At 62.6% G+C, this 17,750-nt stretch carries 17 protein-coding genes and 1 tRNA gene; 7 read left to right on the forward strand and 11 right to left on the reverse strand.

The annotated features are described in order from the left end of the window. Positions 1–38: 38 nt before the first annotated feature. Both ffh and DXY02_RS05670 read right to left on the reverse strand, forming a co-directional pair. A complete protein-coding gene (gene ffh / locus DXY02_RS05665) occupies positions 39–1,535 on the reverse strand; it encodes a signal recognition particle protein (RefSeq protein WP_114988420.1) in 1,497 nt (498 codons plus the stop codon). Positions 1,536–1,603: 68 nt separating this feature from the next. Further along, positions 1,604–3,619 carry an ARC6/PARC6 family protein gene (locus tag DXY02_RS05670; protein WP_114988421.1) on the reverse strand — a complete coding sequence of 672 codons (2,016 nt, stop codon included), beginning with the start codon at positions 3,617–3,619 and terminating at the stop codon, positions 1,604–1,606. A 101-nt stretch (positions 3,620–3,720) separates the two neighbouring features. Between DXY02_RS05670 and pdhA the strand changes: the two genes are divergently transcribed. Then, the gene (pdhA, locus tag DXY02_RS05675; RefSeq protein WP_114988422.1) at positions 3,721–4,806 is read left to right on the forward strand and encodes a pyruvate dehydrogenase (acetyl-transferring) E1 component subunit alpha; all 1,086 of its coding nucleotides are present in this window, start codon (positions 3,721–3,723) and stop codon (positions 4,804–4,806) included. Between the two features lie 45 nt (positions 4,807–4,851). On the opposite strand, the gene DXY02_RS05680 is transcribed toward pdhA, so the two are convergent. Both DXY02_RS05680 and DXY02_RS05685 read right to left on the reverse strand, forming a co-directional pair. After that, positions 4,852–5,790 carry an RpoD/SigA family RNA polymerase sigma factor gene (locus tag DXY02_RS05680; protein WP_114988423.1) on the reverse strand — a complete coding sequence of 313 codons (939 nt, stop codon included), beginning with the start codon at positions 5,788–5,790 and terminating at the stop codon, positions 4,852–4,854. A gap of 179 nt (positions 5,791–5,969) precedes the next feature. Next, entirely contained in the window at positions 5,970–7,493 is a 1,524-nt protein-coding gene (locus DXY02_RS05685) for an NAD(P)H-hydrate dehydratase (protein ID WP_114988424.1), read from the reverse strand. Positions 7,494–7,543: 50 nt separating this feature from the next. On the opposite strand from DXY02_RS05685, the gene mnmA reads away from it, so the two are divergent. Further along, positions 7,544–8,695 carry a tRNA 2-thiouridine(34) synthase MnmA gene (gene mnmA, locus DXY02_RS05690; protein ID WP_114988425.1) on the forward strand — a complete coding sequence of 384 codons (1,152 nt, stop codon included), beginning with the start codon at positions 7,544–7,546 and terminating at the stop codon, positions 8,693–8,695. Here the strand turns inward: mnmA and DXY02_RS05695 are convergent. After that, positions 8,647–10,062, reverse strand: a complete 1,416-nt coding sequence (locus tag DXY02_RS05695) for an apolipoprotein N-acyltransferase (RefSeq protein ID WP_114988426.1) — start codon at positions 10,060–10,062, stop codon at positions 8,647–8,649. The two genes, mnmA and DXY02_RS05695, sit on opposite strands and share 49 nt — an antisense overlap. A 53-nt stretch (positions 10,063–10,115) precedes the next feature. Here DXY02_RS05695 and DXY02_RS05700 point away from each other — a divergent pair, with 53 nt between their 5' ends. Genes DXY02_RS05700 through sodX form a run of 4 tightly spaced genes read left to right on the forward strand, consistent with a single transcriptional unit; the run spans position 10,116 to position 11,995 of the window. Then, positions 10,116–10,445, forward strand: a complete 330-nt coding sequence (locus DXY02_RS05700; RefSeq protein WP_006850663.1) for a phasin family protein — start codon at positions 10,116–10,118, stop codon at positions 10,443–10,445. Between the two features lie 51 nt (positions 10,446–10,496). Beyond that, positions 10,497–11,096: an FKBP-type peptidyl-prolyl cis-trans isomerase gene (locus DXY02_RS05705; RefSeq protein WP_114988427.1), complete on the forward strand. Its 600-nt coding sequence runs from the start codon at positions 10,497–10,499 to the stop codon at positions 11,094–11,096. Between the two features lie 42 nt (positions 11,097–11,138). After that, positions 11,139–11,612, forward strand: a complete 474-nt coding sequence (sodN, locus tag DXY02_RS05710; RefSeq protein ID WP_114988428.1) for a superoxide dismutase, Ni — start codon at positions 11,139–11,141, stop codon at positions 11,610–11,612. Between the two features lie 50 nt (positions 11,613–11,662). Next, positions 11,663–11,995 (forward strand): nickel-type superoxide dismutase maturation protease, encoded by a 333-nt coding sequence (gene sodX, locus DXY02_RS05715; protein ID WP_114988429.1) that lies wholly within the window; start codon positions 11,663–11,665, stop codon positions 11,993–11,995. On the opposite strand, the gene DXY02_RS05720 is transcribed toward sodX, so the two are convergent. From DXY02_RS05720 to DXY02_RS05745, 6 genes are all read right to left on the reverse strand, one after another. Then, positions 11,978–12,646, reverse strand: coding sequence for a hydantoin utilization protein A (locus DXY02_RS05720; protein WP_114988430.1), 669 nt, complete (start codon positions 12,644–12,646; stop codon positions 11,978–11,980). The two genes, sodX and DXY02_RS05720, sit on opposite strands and share 18 nt — an antisense overlap. A gap of 53 nt (positions 12,647–12,699) precedes the next feature. Next, positions 12,700–13,587 (reverse strand): indole-3-glycerol phosphate synthase TrpC, encoded by an 888-nt coding sequence (gene trpC, locus DXY02_RS05725; protein WP_114988431.1) that lies wholly within the window; start codon positions 13,585–13,587, stop codon positions 12,700–12,702. A gap of 40 nt (positions 13,588–13,627) precedes the next feature. After that, positions 13,628–15,070 carry a dihydrolipoyl dehydrogenase gene (gene lpdA / locus DXY02_RS05730; protein ID WP_114988432.1) on the reverse strand — a complete coding sequence of 481 codons (1,443 nt, stop codon included), beginning with the start codon at positions 15,068–15,070 and terminating at the stop codon, positions 13,628–13,630. Then, positions 15,067–15,900 carry an RNA methyltransferase gene (locus tag DXY02_RS05735; RefSeq protein ID WP_114988433.1) on the reverse strand — a complete coding sequence of 278 codons (834 nt, stop codon included), beginning with the start codon at positions 15,898–15,900 and terminating at the stop codon, positions 15,067–15,069. Before DXY02_RS05735 ends, lpdA begins: the two co-directional genes overlap by 4 nt. Before the next feature lie 26 nt (positions 15,901–15,926). Beyond that, positions 15,927–16,175 carry a hypothetical protein gene (locus DXY02_RS05740; RefSeq protein WP_114988434.1) on the reverse strand — a complete coding sequence of 83 codons (249 nt, stop codon included), beginning with the start codon at positions 16,173–16,175 and terminating at the stop codon, positions 15,927–15,929. Positions 16,176–16,207: 32 nt separating this feature from the next. Next, positions 16,208–16,291, reverse strand: a tRNA-Leu gene (locus tag DXY02_RS05745). 149 nt (positions 16,292–16,440) lie between these two features. On the opposite strand from DXY02_RS05745, the gene murA reads away from it, so the two are divergent. After that, positions 16,441–17,742, forward strand: coding sequence for a UDP-N-acetylglucosamine 1-carboxyvinyltransferase (gene murA, locus DXY02_RS05750; protein WP_114988435.1), 1,302 nt, complete (start codon positions 16,441–16,443; stop codon positions 17,740–17,742). Positions 17,743–17,750: the final 8 nt, after the last annotated feature.

Raw genomic sequence — 17,750 nt, forward strand, 5'->3', positions numbered from 1 at the left:
CCGAAGGCCCGCCAAACAACCACCATACCGTTCCGCCCTCACAGATCCCCGAAGCCCTTCTTCTTCTTGGCGGGTCGCTGCCGCTTCGGTGGTCCACCGCGACCGGGACGACCTCCACCTCCGGGCATGCCACCCATTCCAGGCATTCCTGGCATTCCGCCCATGCCAGGCATGCCACCCATTCCGGGCATCCCAGGCATTCCGCCCATCCCGGGCATTCCGCCCATGCCGGGCATGTTGCCCTGGCTCATCTGCTGCATGAAACCGCGCATTTTCTGGAAGTCGGCCAGCACCTTGTCCACATCTGCGGCCTGATGGCCGCTGCCGCTGGCAATCCGGCGACGCCTTGAGGGTTGACTCGCCAGGAGGTCGGGATTTTCCCGCTCCTGCTGGGTCATCGAGCCGATCATGGCCTCGATGCGCTTGAGCTGCTGCTCCCCCTGCTTGAGCATGCCGTCATCGATCTTGTTCATGCCCGGGATCATTTTCATCAGACCCCCCAGCGAGCCCATGCGCTTGATCAAGCGCATCTGCTTCACGAAGTCCGAGAAATCAAACGTCGCCTCCTGCAGCTTCTTCTGCATCTTTTCGACGTCGGCGAGTTCGACCTCCTTCTGGGCCTTCTCCACCAGCGTCAGCACATCACCCATGCCGAGGATGCGGCTGGCCATCCGTTCGGGATGGAACGGCTGCAGGGCCTCCACCTTCTCTCCGGTGCCGATGAACTTGATCGGCTGACCGCTCACCTTGCGGATCGAAAGGGCGGCACCACCGCGGGAATCACCATCAAGCTTGGTGAGCACCGCTCCGGTGATGCCCACCTGGTCGTGGAAGGCGCGGGTGAGTTCGGCCGCTTCCTGACCGATCATCGAATCCACCACCAGCAGCACCTCATCGGGCTGCACAGCGGTGCGGATCCTCACCATCTCCTCCATCATCTCGGTGTCGATCTGGAGGCGACCGGCGGTGTCGACCAGGAGCGTGTCGAAGCCTTCCTCTTTCGCCTTGGCCAGACCAGCAGCTGCAATGTCTTCCGGTTTGACCTCAGCACCGAGGCTGAACACCTCTACATCGATCTGAGCACCGAGCGTTTTCAACTGCTCGATGGCGGCTGGTCGGTAAACGTCGGCGCCGACCATCAGGGCTCGTCGACCCTGATCCTTGAGGTGGAGGCCCAACTTGGCCGTTGCGGTGGTTTTACCGGCACCCTGAAGACCGGCCATCAACACGACGGTGGGAGCTTCAGCCGCCTTGGCCAGAGGAGCGTTATCGCCCCCCATGACCTCCACGAGCTGTTCATGGACCACCTGGATGAACTTCTGATCCGGGCTGACCCCGCGCACCACCTCCGCACCAACGGCTTTGTCGCGGACCTCAGCCACGAACTCCTTCACCACCGGCAGGCTGACGTCAGCTTCCAGCAAGGCCCGACGGACGTCCTTCAGGGCTCCATCAACGTTGGTTTCGCTGATGCAGTCTTGGCCACGCAGCCCCTTGACCGCATCCTCAAAACGGGCTGAAAGCTCGTCGAACATCGGCGTTACGCCCCTGGATCAATGTGGTGATCGTAAAAAGCGACGGTCAAGCAACCCGGGCAAGCAACTCAGGAACCCGGGATGTAGTCGTGCAAACGCCATTGGGTTCCATCTCTGCCGAGCACGTAGGTCACGCTGAAATCAGTCGGTGCCGTCTCATCAATGACGGTTCCATCAGCAGCCTGAAGGCGATCGCTGTAAGCCACCTGGGCCAGCAGTTCAATCCTCTGAGGCTTGCGGTCGACCACCTCGATGCTGGTGATGGAGGCATCAATCGACTTGGATCGCCCTGCAGCCTGATCAGCTTCCCGCTCAAGCTCCACGCGCTTCACCAGGGGCTCCCTCGCCACGACGGAAAGATCAGCCGGCTCACCGGAGAGCATCAACGCCTTGGCATCAAGCCATCCCTGGAGCAAAGCCTGAAGCTCAGCTTGGGTGGGGGCCTCACTGAGCAGTGGTTCTGTGGGCGCTGAAGGCTCAAGGTCGGGCTTCAGGCTGGCGATGGGCTCGTCATCCACCAGCTCGTCATTCACCGGAGACGAAGGAGCATCGAGCGTCTGCGTCTCGTCAACCTCGTCGCCTGCCTGCTGCTCAGCGGAGAGTGAAGCGGTTTCCGGCAACAGCGGCGCAGGATCCCAGCTGCGTCGAACCAGGCCGAAACCCGCAACGGTGATCCCGACCAGGGCAACAGCGGCAGCAGCGGGTCGGAACCAACTTTGCTGGCAAAAACGTTGCTGCCAGAAACGTTGCTGCCAGAACGGCGTGGCATCCGCGTCTTCGGCGTCAACGTCCTGGTCTGATTCAGCTGCGCCGCTCGAGGCCGCAAGGGATGCATCGCCTGCCGTTGCCCAGGCCAGGCTGATCTCTTCAGCACCGATCTGGCGCGACGCCTTGCGATCGAGACGATCGACAAAACCCTGCACGTCACGATCAGCGAACCAGGCATCCAGATCAGCACCGGAGGCATCGACGTCGCGATATCCCGGCAACACATCGCGTTCAAGCCAGGCCCGGCAGTATTCGCATTGGGCGGCCAACCGATCACCAGGGTGATTCAAAAACCAGGCCTGAAGATCCGGATCTCTCAGGACGGCGAAATGCCGATCCGCATCCTTGACGTTGCCCAACAGCAGATCCAGGCAGCCAAGCAGCGGCATGGGATCGAGGTCGGCATTGGCAAGCGTCTGCAGCCGGTCGCGGGCCTGCTCGAGGAACTCAGGCTTGCGCCGCGAGAACCCTGCTGCAGTGAGAGCCAGAACCGTGAGGAAACCGGCATCGGCTGCGCCCCCCTCAAACCAGCGGCTGAACAGATCGATCTGCTCCTGAACGGTGAGGAAGCGGCGGATCTGATGGAAGAACGATTCGAAATCCTCCTGGCTGAGGCTGCCGGGCTGATCACCATCAGCATCGGTGGCCTCCAGGCCACCACGGGCCACAACCAGCGCATCCAACAGCGTCAACCCCCGTTGATGGGAGTCCTGATCGCCGAGATCACGGCTGAGCAGATCCAAAATCCTAAAGGGAGTCAGCCCTTGCAAGGCGTCTTCCAACTGGCGCTGCTGGTCGGGGAGCTTGCCCATCCGTTGTTGCAGCTCAATGCCGTCGATCAAAAGTTGGGCCGCCGACTCATAGCGCCGTTGGTCCTGTTCCTCCACGGCAGCATCGCGGCAGGCCAGGGCAGCCAGGAGCGTCAGGTCTGCTTCACGGCCACTGCCGAGGGCGGGGGCCTGAGGCGGTTGGAGACCCTGCCGCGCCAACTGAAAGGCCTCGAGAGCTCCATTGGCCTCCCAAAGCAGCATCAGGCCCGCCACCTCACTGCTGGTGGGAAGGTCCAAGCCCACCGTGCCGTTGGGATGGGATTCACTGAGGCGCAACAGGGCTGCTTCGTACTCGGCCCTGTCGGCGGGATCGGTCAGCAGATCAGCGGAGCGGCGCAGCAGATCGGCCCTTAGGAGCAGAACCTCGTGGGTGAAGCCCTGATCCGGAGGACTGTCACAGCGGGTTTCCAAGCGGCGCAGAATCGCCTCTGGCGCTGCCGATGGACTGACGCCAAGAAGTCGGAAATGATCGATGGGCAGATCCAACAGCGCCGCTGCGAGGAGACGCGGATCTTAGTCAGTGTCAGGGGTTTTGCCCATCGCTCGTCGGTTGGCCCTTAAAGTTGATCGCAATCCCTTAGGTGGACATGGGTCAGGACCTCGCTGTCGATTCCGCTCCGATTGGCACTGCGACTGCTGGTCCCCATGCCGAACGACTCTCCAAATTGGTGACGGCACAACGGGCCAGCGTGGACCGGGAGACCGGTCTGGAGCTATACCGGGACATGACCCTGGGCCGGCGCTTCGAGGACAAATGCGCCGAGATGTACTACCGGGGCAAGATGTTTGGCTTCGTGCACCTCTACAACGGTCAGGAAGCGGTGAGCACCGGTGTGATCGGTGCGATGAAGCGTCAGCACGACTGGTTCTGCAGCACCTACCGCGACCACGTGCATGCCTTGAGTGCCGGCGTGCCGGCCCGCGAAGTGATGAGCGAACTCTTCGGCAAGGAGACCGGTTGCAGCAAGGGTCGTGGCGGCTCAATGCACCTGTTCTCCAAGGAGCATCACCTTCTGGGCGGGTTTGCCTTCATCGCTGAGGGCATTCCCGTGGCACTTGGATCTGCCTTCACCAGCCGCTACAAGCGCGACGCCCTCGGTGATGCCTCCAGCAACGCCGTGACAGCAGCGTTCTTCGGCGATGGAACCTGCAACAACGGTCAGTTCTTCGAGTGCATGAACATGGCGCAGCTGTGGAAGCTGCCGATCATTTTCGTGGTCGAAAACAACAAATGGGCCATTGGCATGGCCCACGACCGGGCCACCAGTGACCCGGAGATCTGGCGCAAGGCCAGCTCCTTCGGCATGGCCGGAGAAGAAGTGGATGGCATGGACGTTCTGGCGGTGCGGGCAGCGGCCCAACGCGCCGTGGAACGGGCCAGGGCGGGTGAAGGTCCGACCTTGCTGGAGTGCCTCACCTATCGCTTCCGGGGTCATTCCCTGGCCGACCCGGACGAACTGCGGGCGGAGGAAGAAAAGCAGTTCTGGGCCAAGCGTGATCCCCTCAAAGCCCTCGAGCGGGACCTGACCCAAGCGGGTCTGGTGAACAGCGAAGAGCTTCGCGCCATCGAAAAGGAGATCGACGGCATCGTTCAGGACTGCGTTGACTTCGCCCTCTCGGCACCCGAGCCAGATCCCGCAGAACTCACGCGCTACATCTGGGCGGAAGACTGATTCAACCGAACGGGATCCGTTGAAACCAACGTCTCGCGAGGCGGCTCAGATGCCGCTAGGGAGACGGCGGGTCAGGTTGCGCAGCTTGCGCAGCGCCTTGAGTTCAACCTGACGCACCCGCTCGCGGGACACCTCCATCAGGCGTCCGATTTCAGCCAGCGTGTGGCGCTCGTTGCCCTCAAGCCCGAAGCGCATGCGCAGCACGTGCTGCTCCTGTTCGCTGAGGTGACTCAACCAGCGGCCCAGCTGCTCGTGATGAATCCGCTGTTCCACGATCTCGAGCGGTTCATCGAGGGATGAGTCGGCGATCAAATCCCCAAGGAAGCTGCGCCCCTCCTCACCGTTGACGGGCGCATCCAGGCTGCTGGTGGTGAGAGCCTGGCGCAGCAGCGAATCCAGCTCATCCAAGGGGATGTCCATGGCTTCGGCGATCTCCACACGGCTGGGCATGGCGCCGAGCTTGTGAGCCAGATCAAGACTGACCTTGCGGATCGTGGTGAGCCGCTCACTGAGATGAACGGGAAGCCGGATCGTGCGCGATTGGCAGGCAATGGCGCGGGTCATGCTCTGGCGGATCCACCAGAAGGCATAGGTGGAGAACTTGTACCCCCGGGTGGGATCGAACTTCTCGACAGCACGCTCAAGGCCGAGGGAGCCCTCCTGAATCAGGTCGAGCAATTCCAGACCTTTGCCTTGATATTTCTTGGCAACGCTGACCACAAGACGAAGGTTGGCCTTCATCATCCGCTCTTTGGCGCGGCGACCGATCCTCAGGAGACGGCGCTGTGCCGTGGTGAGTTCTCCATCCTCGAACTCACGGGAACCGTCTTCGGTGAGGGCCATCATGGCCTGCACCTGATTGCCCAGCTCGATTTCTTCAGCTGGGGTGAGGAGTGGAATTCTGCCGATGGTGGCGAGATACCAACTGACGGGGTCGCTGCTGCGCCGGCGTTGCGTCTCCAGCGGCTTGGAAGCTGTGGACACCTTGGGTGCTGCGGAAGTGAGTTGACTTTCCTATGAACAGAAAGAATGTCGAAGTGTTTTCAGCAACCCTTCAGATTCAGAACAGCAAACCGCAACATTTCAGATTTACGAAAGATTTAAAAGCCAAGAAAAGCTCTTGTGGGACCTGCCAGTCGAGGCAATCAAAACGAATCATTTGTTCAGACTTCGTTGAACATCGTTGTTTGCTTTTTCTGACACCGCGCTGTATTGATTTTCAAACAATCCGCAATCGCAGAAGCATCACTGGAGCGAGCACGAACGGCCGCCAAACCATGCAAAGCCGCAGCGGCAGTGAAGCTTTCCAGCCCAGGCTGCTGCTGTGCGGCCACCGCCTGGGCGCCCCAACCAGTGGCAAAACCGGCCAGCACGTCACCCAGGCCGGTGCGGGCCACCCGTGGGGACGTGCCGGTCAGCACCACGGCTGCACCCGATGGATCCGCCAGCACCGAATGCGCCCCCTTCAGCAAAATGCAGCAACCGCTGCAGCGGGCTGCTGACATCGCCCTTTCCAGCGCGTCATCTGCTCCACAGTCTGGAAACAACCGCGCAAACTCGGCCGCATGGGGCGTGAGCCAGGTGGGCCCCCGCCGCTTCAACAACCAACGCCACCCCTCCGGACTGGCCGCCAGACCGTTGATGCCATCGGCATCGAGCACCAGCAAACCAGCAACGCTGAGCATCTGCTCCGACCAATGGTTCCACCAATGGCTGGACTCCCCCAGACCGGGACCGACCAAAACAGCATCCAGCCGCTCTGGAATCACCCCGTCCTCCAGTTGCATCACCTCCGGCAACACCTGCCACAAACCGGATTGCAGACGGGGCGGCACAACGGCCTGAACACAGCCGCAGCCACTGGCCATGGCCCCCCGCAGCGCCAGATGTGCTGCGCCGGGATAACGATCACTGCCCGCCACCACCAGGCAGCGGCCGCGTTCGTACTTCATCGCCGTGGGCGGCAGCGGCGGTAACGGGGCCGAGCAGGCCTCTGTCACCGGCAGGCGGCGCGGCAAGACCGCAGCGGCGTTGCCCATCACCAAAGGCGGCGAGCCCAGATCGATCCGCACCAGCGCACCCACCCAGGGACGGGCCGGGTCCAGACACAACCCGCGCTTGATCCAGCCAACGCTGAGGGTGACCGAGGCACAAGCTGCCTGCTCGCCCAACACGGTTCCTTGGTCGGAACAAAGGCCTGACGGCAGATCCAGGCTGATCAACGCCCCAGGCTGCAGCTGCTGCCGACGCCGGAACAAATCCGCCAAGAACTCAGGCAGCGGCCGACTCTGGCCGAGCCCTAACACCGCATCCAGCCACAGTGCGGCTCCGCCGGGGTCGGGCTCGTCAGCCAGGCGCTGCAGACCAAGCCACTCGCCATGGCGCAGATGTTCAGCGGTGAGGGGCTTGCGAATCGGCAGGGGACACCACAACGACACCTCAACGCCAGCCAGGTGCAACTCCCGAGCCACCACGAGACCATCGCCACCGTTGTGACCGGGGCCCACCAGGACAACCACGCCATGGCGCAGCAGATCCCGGCGCGCCAGCAGCCAAGCCGCCATGGCCAGCCCCACCTTCTCCATCAAGGCCGCAACAGGCATGCCGCTGTCGAACAACCTCTGTTCAAAGGCGGCCATGGACGCGGCATCCACAAGCAGATGATCGGGATCAGCGGAAGGCCACACCAGTTGCGGTTGCCGGGACCTCACTATGGAGAGAACTCCCTGCGCCGCCCATGGCCGTTGGATCCACCACAACCCGCGCTGGAGAGGCTGCTCTTGAGCGCCTCCGGCAATGGCCAGGGGAGCACCGCGTGGCCGTTGGTCTTTCTGGAGGCGTCGACAGTTCCCTGACGGCGGCACTGCTGGTGGAGGCGGGCTGGCAGGTGGAAGGCCTGACGCTCTGGCTGATGAGCGGGAAAGGGGCCTGTTGCGCCGAGGGGCTGGTGGATGCAGCCGGCATCTGTGAGCAGCTCGGCATTCCCCACCACGTGGTGGACACGCGTGAGACGTTCCAACAGGAGATCGTGCAACGGCTGGTGGATGGTTATCGCGATGGGATCACGCCATTGCCCTGCTCCCAATGCAATCGATCGGTGAAATTCGGACCGATGCTTGATTGGGCCCTGCAGGAGCGCAAGCTGCCCCGCATCGCCACCGGCCACTACGCCCGGATCCGCCATGGCGGCGATCAAGGGCGCCATCAGCTGTTGCGGGGCCTCGATACCCGCAAGGACCAGAGCTATTTCCTCTACGACCTGCCCCAGGAGGTTCTGGGGCGCATCGTTTTTCCCTTGGGGGAACTGACCAAACCCGATACAAGGCTCGAAGCCGCCCGCCACGGTCTGCGCACCGCAGAAAAACCGGAAAGCCAGGATCTTTGCCTGGCCGACCACCACGGATCGATGCGGGCGTTCCTGGATGCCTATCTGCCCCCGCGGCAGGGGGAAATCGTGCTTTCGGACGGGACTGTTGTGGGCGAGCACGACGGCATCGAACACTTCACCATCGGCCAACGCAAAGGGCTAGGTGTGGCCTGGCGCGAACCACTTCACGTCATCCGCCTTGACGCTGCGATGAATCGAGTGGTCGTCGCACCCCGGGCCGAAGCCGGCCGAGACAGCTGCGTGGTGGGTGCGGTGAACTGGGTGTCGATTGACCCGATCGAGGCGCCGCGAACCGTTGAGGTGCAAGTGCGCTACCGCAGTACGCCGGTACGTGCGGAGCTTTCACCCCTCCCGGCCACCGAGGCCGATCAGCAGCGGCAGCGGCCCCACCGCTGCCGCCTCAGCTTTGAGGAGGAGCAGTTCTCGATCACGCCAGGCCAGGCGGCGGTTTTCTACGACGGCGACACCGTTCTGGGTGGGGGGCTGATCCAACGGGAATAGGGCGTGACGCGCTGGCGCACCTGAACGAGGGCCTCAGCGACGCCTGAAGCCTCAGGCGCAAGCAACCACTGCACCGTCCCGTTGGCCGAAATCAGCGCCGTGGGGCCCGTGTTGCCAACGCTGAGCAGATCCCGTCCTGTCTCGATCGCCCGTAACTGCGCCAGGGCAAGAAACTGCTTCTGCAGCTGCAGCGGGTAGGGGTCGAGATTGGCAATGGCCAGAAGCCAGGTGGCGCCATCGGCAGCGGCACGGGCCAGAGCCACACCATCGGCGATCTCGTAGCAGATCGCAACGGCCGCAGGGGGTTCAACCACCGCCATCGTTCTCGGGGCCGGACCGGGGGTCAACCCACCCACCGCAGACAGTCCTGCCGTCAGCCCGGCGGGCAGGGGCGGGATCCATTCCCCGATCGGCACCAGACGGTGCTTGTCAACCAAGGGAACAGGAAACCAGTCCGGCGGCTCATACAGCAACAGAGAACTGCGTTGCTGACCCCGGACCCAACGAAATCCACCACTGATCACAGGAATGGCTGGAGCCTCGACCGGCAGCTGAAAACGCGCCGGCAGCGCTCCTTCCGGAGCCACCACAGCAGCCGGATTGGTGGGCTCCAGCTGACGCATCGCCTCCACCAGAGCTTGGGGAAGCGCCTGTTGACGCTCCAGATCGAACTTTTCTCGCGTGGGAACAGCGGGTTGCCAGACCCCCAGAGCAACGGAACCGACCGGCGGCGGCGGCGCCAACAACAGCCAGCTGCCCAAGCTATGGGCCAGAAGCACACTGGCCAATCCGAGCAGGCCCCAGCGACGCCAGGCTGCGGGTTGCTCGAACAGCGCCAGCAGGCAGCAGCCCCAGCACAACTGCAGCCAGGTCAGCCCTCCAGAACCGAACCAGCGGGCCAATCCCGCCAGGGGGCGGTCCCAGGGAAGGGTGGTGCCGCCGACGCCGATCCAGAACAACGGCGACCCCGACAGCACCAGTTCAGCCAGGGCCCAGAGCCCGGCCAGCAGCATCAGCCGCACTGGACGCGGCCAACGGCGAGGCAGACGCCGCGACAGAACAGACCATCCGGCCAGGAGCAGAGCGGCAAGGCTCCCGCAGGCCAACCAGAGGGCCAGCGCCACAGGCAGGCTGAGCCAGGCGGGAACGCCCATCCAGGTGAGTGGATGCAGGGCCAGCAACCAACGGTGGCTGATCAAAACGGCCAGCAGTCCCCAGGCCGCCGACCAGCGGGGACGCTCAACCACGGACCAGAGCAGCGCCAGGGCGGGGACCATCAGCAGGGGTCCGCCGAGGGATGGAGCCACACCAGCCAGAACGCCGCCCAACAGGGCCCGCGATCCGGCCTGCAGTTGGTGATTGCCCATGGTCAGCAGTCCCGGCCAAAGGCATCCTGGATCGGACCCGTCCACCTGTCGCCATGGATGCCGCGAATCCTCTTCAGCAACTGCTGCTCCGCGGCCTGGGCACCACCACCCTCGTTGCTGAGCGTCTGCGCGGCGTCACCCAGAACTGGGTGAGCAGTGGCCGGCTGGATCCGAACGAAGCGTCCGCATTGGTGGACGACGTGCTCAAGGCCCTGCGCGGGGAAACCCCCGAACTGGAACAGCAGATGGGGCGCAACCTGGAACGCAACCGCGACAACCTTCTCCAGGACTTCGGCGTTCCAAGCCAGAAGGAAGTGGATGAGCTGCGCGGCCGCATTGATCGCCTCGAGCAACAGCTTCGGCAGATGAACCGGCCTGAATGAACGCCGACGCCGCGGACCGGAGGTCAGAATCAGCGCAACAGAAGCCTTTCCGTGCGCGACATCATCATCAGCACAACGGTCTGTGTGGCCTGCCTGCTCCTGGCCCTGGTCAGCCAGATCGTGGCCCCCTCCACCGTTTCCGCAGCCCCGGCGCAGCCTGCTGCCGTTCGCAGCGAGGCTTCGAAACCCCAGCAGGCGTTGAGCTTCGAACTCGACCCTGACGACCCCAACCCGACTCTTTTCGCCATGGCCAACGATTCCGCTCCCGCCGACGCCTCAGCCCTCGGCGGCCCCCTCGATGCACCAGACACCACCATCACCGCCAGTGGTCTGAAAATCATCGAGCTGGAGATGGGCAGCGGCGACGAGGCCACCCCCGGCCAAACGGTGGTGGTGCACTACCGCGGCACCCTGGAGGATGGGCAGCAGTTCGATGCCAGCTACGACCGGGGCACCCCCTTCAGCTTCCCCCTCGGGGCTGGCCGGGTGATCAAGGGTTGGGATGAAGGCGTCGCCGGCATGAAAGTGGGCGGCAAGCGCAAGCTGGTGATCCCTTCCGACCTCGCCTACGGAACCCGTGGCGCCGGAGGTGTGATTCCCCCCAATGCAACCTTGATCTTCGAGGTGGAACTGCTCGACGTGAAGAAGTAAGCGGAAGATAGGCTCAACTCAAGCTAATTCCGCTCTGAACCGATGCTGCGCTCGGCCCTTTCCGCCCTTGCATGTGCCCTCCCTGCTCCCGTGGCAGAAGCCCACTGCGACGGTCCTTGTGGCGTGTACGACCCGGCTTCCGCTCGCGTGGCAGCCGAAGCCGTTCTGTCGATGACCAAAAAGCTGAAGGCGATGGAAGCTCCCGCAGCTGGTGACGCCGCTGCCCTGGCCGCTTACAACAACACCTTCGGCCGCTACGTGGCCATCAAGGAAGAGGAAGCACAGAAGACCAAGAAAGAGCTGTTGATCCTCTGGACCGACTACTTCAAGCCCGATCACCTGGCCACCTTCCCCGACCTGCACGACACCTTCTGGAAAGCAGCCAAACTCTGCAGCGCCTGCAAGGTGAACATCGATCAGGCCAAGGCTGAGGAACTGATGGCCGCCGTTGAAAAAATCCACGGCATGTTCTGGCAGTCCAAGGGCCGTTCCGACGCCTGGGTCACCGCATCCTGAGTTCAGACAGAACCCATCCCCTCATCGCAGCAGCAGGTCTTCGCGACCTGTTGCTGCTTTTTTGTGGGCGACGTCTGCTGCTGCGCATCGAAGGACGATCGATGCAACCCACCCTCGAACCCGGAGACCGGGTTCTGGTCAGACGGCTGGGACAGACGGCCGCACCCAGCCCGGGATCCGTGGTCGTGACCTGGCATCCCCAGCGAAGCGGGCTGCGCCTGATCAAGCGCCTCAGCCGAGTGGACTTCACAGGGCTTTGGTTGTTGGGAGACAATCCCGTTGAAAGCATCGACAGCCGCCAACTCGGAGCGGTGCCAGCCAAGCTGTTGATTGGTGAGGTGGTGGGCAGGCTCCCGCTCGAGGAATCAGAACAGAGCCGGTGAGGTCTTCTGCAGCCAGACGGCCCCGGTGATGATTGAGAGAGCACCCGTACCGCCCACGAGGAAGGGCATCATCCGGGCACCGCTGCGGAGGGTGAGAAACGAGACCACCGACACAACGGCCACCATGGCGCCGATGGATCCAAGCAAGTAAGCCACGAGGTAGCCCACAGCGGCATGGGGCGGCAGGGCCAAAGCAGGAATCACAGCCAGCAGGTGACTGGCCCCCGCCAGTCCATGCAGCAAGCCCAGGCCCGAGGAGGCATGAACATGGCGACGGTGGTTGCTGGCGCCGCGCACATGCAGATGGAGATGACGATGCTCGGCGGCACCGTCGTGGCGGTGCTCATGGGTGTGCAGTTCCAGCCCGAACGCCGTGCGCACGGCCAGGGCACCCACCACCAGCAGGGCCACACCCACCAGAAATTCCGCCCAAGACGACATGGCCTCCACGTGGGCCAGGTCTTTCAGACCAATGGCGATCAACGCCAGAACCACAACTCCGGCGGAGTGACCAGCACCCCAAGCCAGGGCATGACGAAAGGCGGCCCATGGCTTGCTCAGGGAGAAGGGAGCCATCGCCACCAGGTGGTCAGCTCCACCGACCACATGAACAGCCCCGGCTGAGACACCGGTCAAAAGGCTAATCAGCACAAAGAACGGCCAGAATGTCGCAATTCTGCATCAGCACTGAAAGAAGAACGGCCTTAACCGGGCTGGATCAACTTCACCAGACCAGCTTCAACATCCGGCTGCCGCATCAGGGCTTCACCCACCAGCACAGCCCCAGCACCGGCGGCTTGGACACGGTCGAGATCGGCCCGACTGAACAGACCCGATTCACTCACCAGCAGCACCCCCTGTTGCTTCAACCGGTCGTTGAAATCGACCAGCAGCCGTTCGGTCGTGGCCAGATCCGTCTCGAAGCTGGTGAGATCACGGTTGTTGATTCCAATCAGGGGGAAGCCACCAATGCTCAGCACACGGTCCATTTCGGTGGCGTCGTGAACCTCCACCAACACGGTGAGGCCCAGAGCCGCCGCAGCCTTGTTGAGATAACGAAGATCCTGATCCGAAAGGATGGCAGCAATCAGCAGCACCGCGTCAGCCCCGGCCGCCCTGGCCTGGAACAGCTGGTAGGGGCTCAGCACAAACTCCTTGCAGAGCAGAGGCAGGTCTACGGCCTGACGCACCTGCACCAGGACATCAAAGCCACCCTGGAAGAAGGTTTTGTCGGTGAGCACCGAGAGGCAGCTTGCACCGCCAGCGGCGTAGGCCTTGGCGATCGCCACCGGGTCGAAATCCTCACGGATCACCCCTTTGCTGGGGCTCGCTTTTTTCACCTCAGCGATCACCGCGGGTTTCGTGGCGGCCGCCTGAAGCGCCCCCAGGAAATCCTTGGTGGGGGGAAGCTTGGCAATCTGCTGCTTCAGGTTGTCGAGAGGAACCTTATCGCGGGCGGCATCGATCTCACGATCTTTTTCCCAGACAATCTTCTCGAGGATGTGACGCGGTTCCTCGTCGTCGTGGGGCACCGCATATTCGAGATGGGCCACCCGCACCTTGGGGTTGGGGGGACGACGGCGGATCTCCATGGAAGAGGGGAAAGATTGGAACGAAAAAAGCGGGACGGGATCAGGCGGCCAGCTGGGCGGCAGCTTGCTTGTACGCGACCTCCACCACCTCGCTGAGGGTCGGGTGGGTGTGCACTTCGGTGGCGAGCTGACGCACGCTCTGGCGCCGGGCAACGGCATTGGCCACCTCCTGGATCAGGTCGGCGGCGTGAAGTCCATAAATGTGGGCGCCAAGCACTTCACCACTGGTTTTGTTGAACAGCAGCTTCATCAGGCCATCGCTGTCCAGCTCAGCCAGAGCTTTGGAATTGGCCTTGAAGTAGCTGCGAACGGAACCAAGCTGGAAGCCATCCTTCTCCGCCAAAGCTTTGGCATCCGCCTCAGTCAGGCCAACAGAGCTGATCTCGGGATGGGTGAAGGTGGCTGCCGGAATGCTGCGGTAATCGATCTCGCGCCTATGGCCAAGGATGTTGTCCACCGCAACGGTGCCTTGGGCAGCAGCCGTGTGGGCCAGCATCAGCTTGCCGGTCACGTCGCCGACGGCCCAGAGATGGGGAACAGGTTGGCCGTTCACCAGAACGCGCATGGCGTCGTCGATCGGGACGAAGCCACGGTTCGTCTCCACATTGAGCGACTCCAGGTTGAGGCCCTTGCTGCTGGGAACACGGCCTGTGGCCACCAGAACGGCATCCACCTCCAGGGTCTCCACCAGTTCACGGCTGTTGAAATCAGTCAGTTCGATCTGCACGGGACAGCCCGGGGTGACCTTGCGGGCCAGCAGACCGGAACGCGCATCGATATCGCGACCATCAATCAGATGACGCCCAGCGATCTTGGCGATGTCGGGATCAAAGGTGGGCATCACCTTGTCCATGGCCTCGATCATCGTCACCTCGCAACCGAGGGCGGTGTACACATCAGCGAATTCAAGGCCGATGTAGCCGCTGCCGATGATGGCGATCCAACGGGGCAGCCATTCCAGGTTGATGGCTTCGTCGCTGGTGAACACCGTGCGGCCATCGGTTTCGATGCCTGGCGGCACAAAGGGATCAGACCCCGTGGCGATGATCACGTCCTTGGCGGTCAGCACCCTGTCCACCCCGCTGGGCTCCCGCAGCCCCACCTTCTGGCTGCCCTCCAGACGGCCGTGGCCTCGGAGGATCGTCACCCCTGCCCGCTCAAGGGTTTTGGTGAGGTTGGTGCGAATGGTCTGAACCAGTTGATTGGCGTGATCAGCGATCTTCTGCCGCTCGAACCGCACAGGAGCAGCATGAATTCCAAAGCTCGCGAGGTGCTTGTCGTCCGCCAGTTCCCGCACTTTTCCACTGGCAGCCAGCAGCGCCTTGGAGGGAACACAACCTCTGTTCACACAGGTGCCACCCATATCTCGGGATTCAACGATCGCCGTCTTCAAGCCGTGTTCGGCGGCATGTTTGGCAGCGTCGAAGCCGCCGTAGCCGGCTCCAATAACAATGACGTCGAAGTCGAAGCTGGCGTCGCTCACCCGAACTGCTGCGATGTGGCGGTCATTGTCGCTCTTCGCCGCTCCAGAAGGAGAGGAACAGCGGCAGACGCCACATTCAGGGATTCCACCCGTGCGCTGTGGGGGAGCGTGACGGCATGGGTGCAGCAGGCCTGCAGGTCCGGATGCAGACCTGCACCCTCGGTTCCCAGCACCAGCGCCGTCGGCAGCGTCCAGTCGAGATCCCAGTAGGGAACAGGGGGGTCAGCCTTGGTCGCATCGGGCACAAGCGTGGCCACCACCTGCACACCCAGGGCCACCAGCAGCTTCAGTTCCTGCTGAAGCTGTGAAATCGCCATCGCTTCGCTCGGGCCAAAGCGTTGATGCGGCAGCTGAAGTAGAGCACCGGCAGAGGCCCGCAACACCTTCGTCCCGAGGGGATCAACACCAGCACCCATCCAGACCGCGTTGACGTCAGCCGCCAGGGCTGTGCGCAGCAATGTGCCCAGATTTCCAGGATCCTGAATCCGATCCAAGACAAGGAGAAAGTCCAGCTCTGGAGGGACAGTGGGCAGTCGATCCAGGGGGCTCAGGCAGGCAACACCATCGGGTGTGACTGTTGTGAGCGCAGCCCGCAACACCTCATCGGTGACGATCCGCCATCGCGCCTGAGAACAACGTGCAGCCAGGGCCGAATGACCTTGCAACCAGGCTTCGGTGGCGATGATTTCCTCAGGCGCGCTGCCCTGCCTGAGAACTTCCTGCAACAGGTGGGTGCCCTCAAGAAGCAACAGCCCCTCGGCCTCTCGACCCGCACGGGTGGCCAGGGTTCGCAGACGTTTGACCAGGGGATTGCGTCGGCTGCTGATCAGGGGAGAGGAGGAATCCAGAGAACGACTCAGAACGCTGCGTGTTTGCGCACGTTCAGGCCTTTGTGAACGCTCAGATTTTCGCCATCCAACTCAAGGCCGTTGATGGCTGCGATCTCCCCCTTGATTCCCTCCGCCGCAAGGTTTTCGATCATTTTTTTGATCACTTGATCCTCAACGGTGGTGTGATCGATGGAATCAGGAGTGAGAAGCTCAAGGAACTTGCCAACCTTGGAAGCAACAACTTCCGAAGCATTGGAGATCTTGAGAACGATCATGATTGTCGAGAGCTGCTACCCGACAAAGTTAGTGCGGATGGGGAGACTTGAACTCCCACGATGTTGCCACCACTAGTACCTGAAACTAGCGCGTCTACCAATTCCGCCACATCCGCTGGCGTGTCGTGTTCGACCGGATGAACATAGGGCATCGCCGATCCGTGGCTGCCCCGGCCCAGTAACAAACTGTCCAGTTTGGACGCCGGCCGTCTAGACGGTCTCAAAGACTGTTGCCAAAATCCGGACATAGGGGATCAGCTCATCGATGATGGCCGTTGCAGAAGTGTCTCAGGAGAGTCTCAAGCAACGCCTCAATGTCAGCGGCGGCCATGCCTTGAAGGGAACGCTTCGCGTCAGTGGCGCGAAAAACTCCGCCCTGGTGCTGATGACAGCCAGCCTCCTGAGCGAGGAGACCATTGAGCTGACCAACATTCCCTCTCTCACAGACATCGATGGCATGAGCGCCATCCTTGAAGCTCTGGGGGTTCAGGTCGACAGGCAGTCGGGCTGCATTCGCCTCACCGCCGCCGAGCTCAGTGGCTCGGCCCCTCCCTACGAGCTGGTCAACAGCCTTCGCGCAAGTTTTTTCAGTATTGGGCCCCTGCTCGGACGCCTGGGACACGCACGGGTCCCCCTTCCAGGGGGTTGCCGCATCGGGGCTCGTCCCGTTGTCGAACACATCCGCGGTTTGAAAGCCCTCGGCGCCGTCGTCAACGTGGAGCACGGAATTGTCACGGCCTCAGTGCCCGGCAGCAAAAAAAGCCTGACAGGCGCTCAGATCGTGCTCGACTGCCCCAGCGTTGGCGCAACCGAAACCATTTTGATGGCAGCGGTGCTGGCCGATGGGGTCTCCACCATCGAAAACGCTGCTCAGGAACCTGAAGTGCAGGACCTGGCCAACCTGCTCAACAGCATGGGAGCCCAGGTGAGCGGCGCTGGCGGCCCGGTGATCACCGTTCAAGGGGTGGAGCGGCTCCGAGGTTGCACCAACTATCCGGTGATCCCGGATCGCATCGAAGCCGGAACGTTCCTGATGGCGGCCGCCATCACGCGCTCACCACTGGTGGTGGAGCCCGTGATTCCCGAGCATCTCAGCGCTGTAATCCAAAAGCTTCGCGATTGCGGCTGCTCCATCGAGATCAAGGGGAGAGCCGTGACGATCACCCCCGGCGAGATCACGGCCGTGGACATCACCACCCAACCGTTTCCCGGGTTTCCAACCGATCTTCAGGCACCGTTCATGGCCCTGATGTGTACCGCGAAGGGCACCAGCGTGATCAGCGAGAAGATCTACGAAAACCGGCTGCAACATGTGGCCGAGCTGCAGCGCATGGGGGCATCGATTCGGCTCAAGGGCAGCACAGCCATCGTTGAAGGCGTGGCTCAGCTGAGCGCGGCGCCCGTCACCGGCACCGACCTCCGTGCAGCCGCTGCCATGGTGCTGGCTGGCCTCTCCGCTAAAGGAATCACCGAAGTGGCTGGTCTGAAGCACCTTGATCGGGGCTACGACGACCTTGAAGCCAAGCTCAGCGCTGCCGGCGCTGAGGTGAAGCGCAACATCCTCTGAAGAGGGGC

Source organism: Synechococcus sp. N19 (genome assembly GCF_900474045.1).
Lineage (GTDB): Bacteria > Cyanobacteriota > Cyanobacteriia > PCC-6307 > Cyanobiaceae > Parasynechococcus.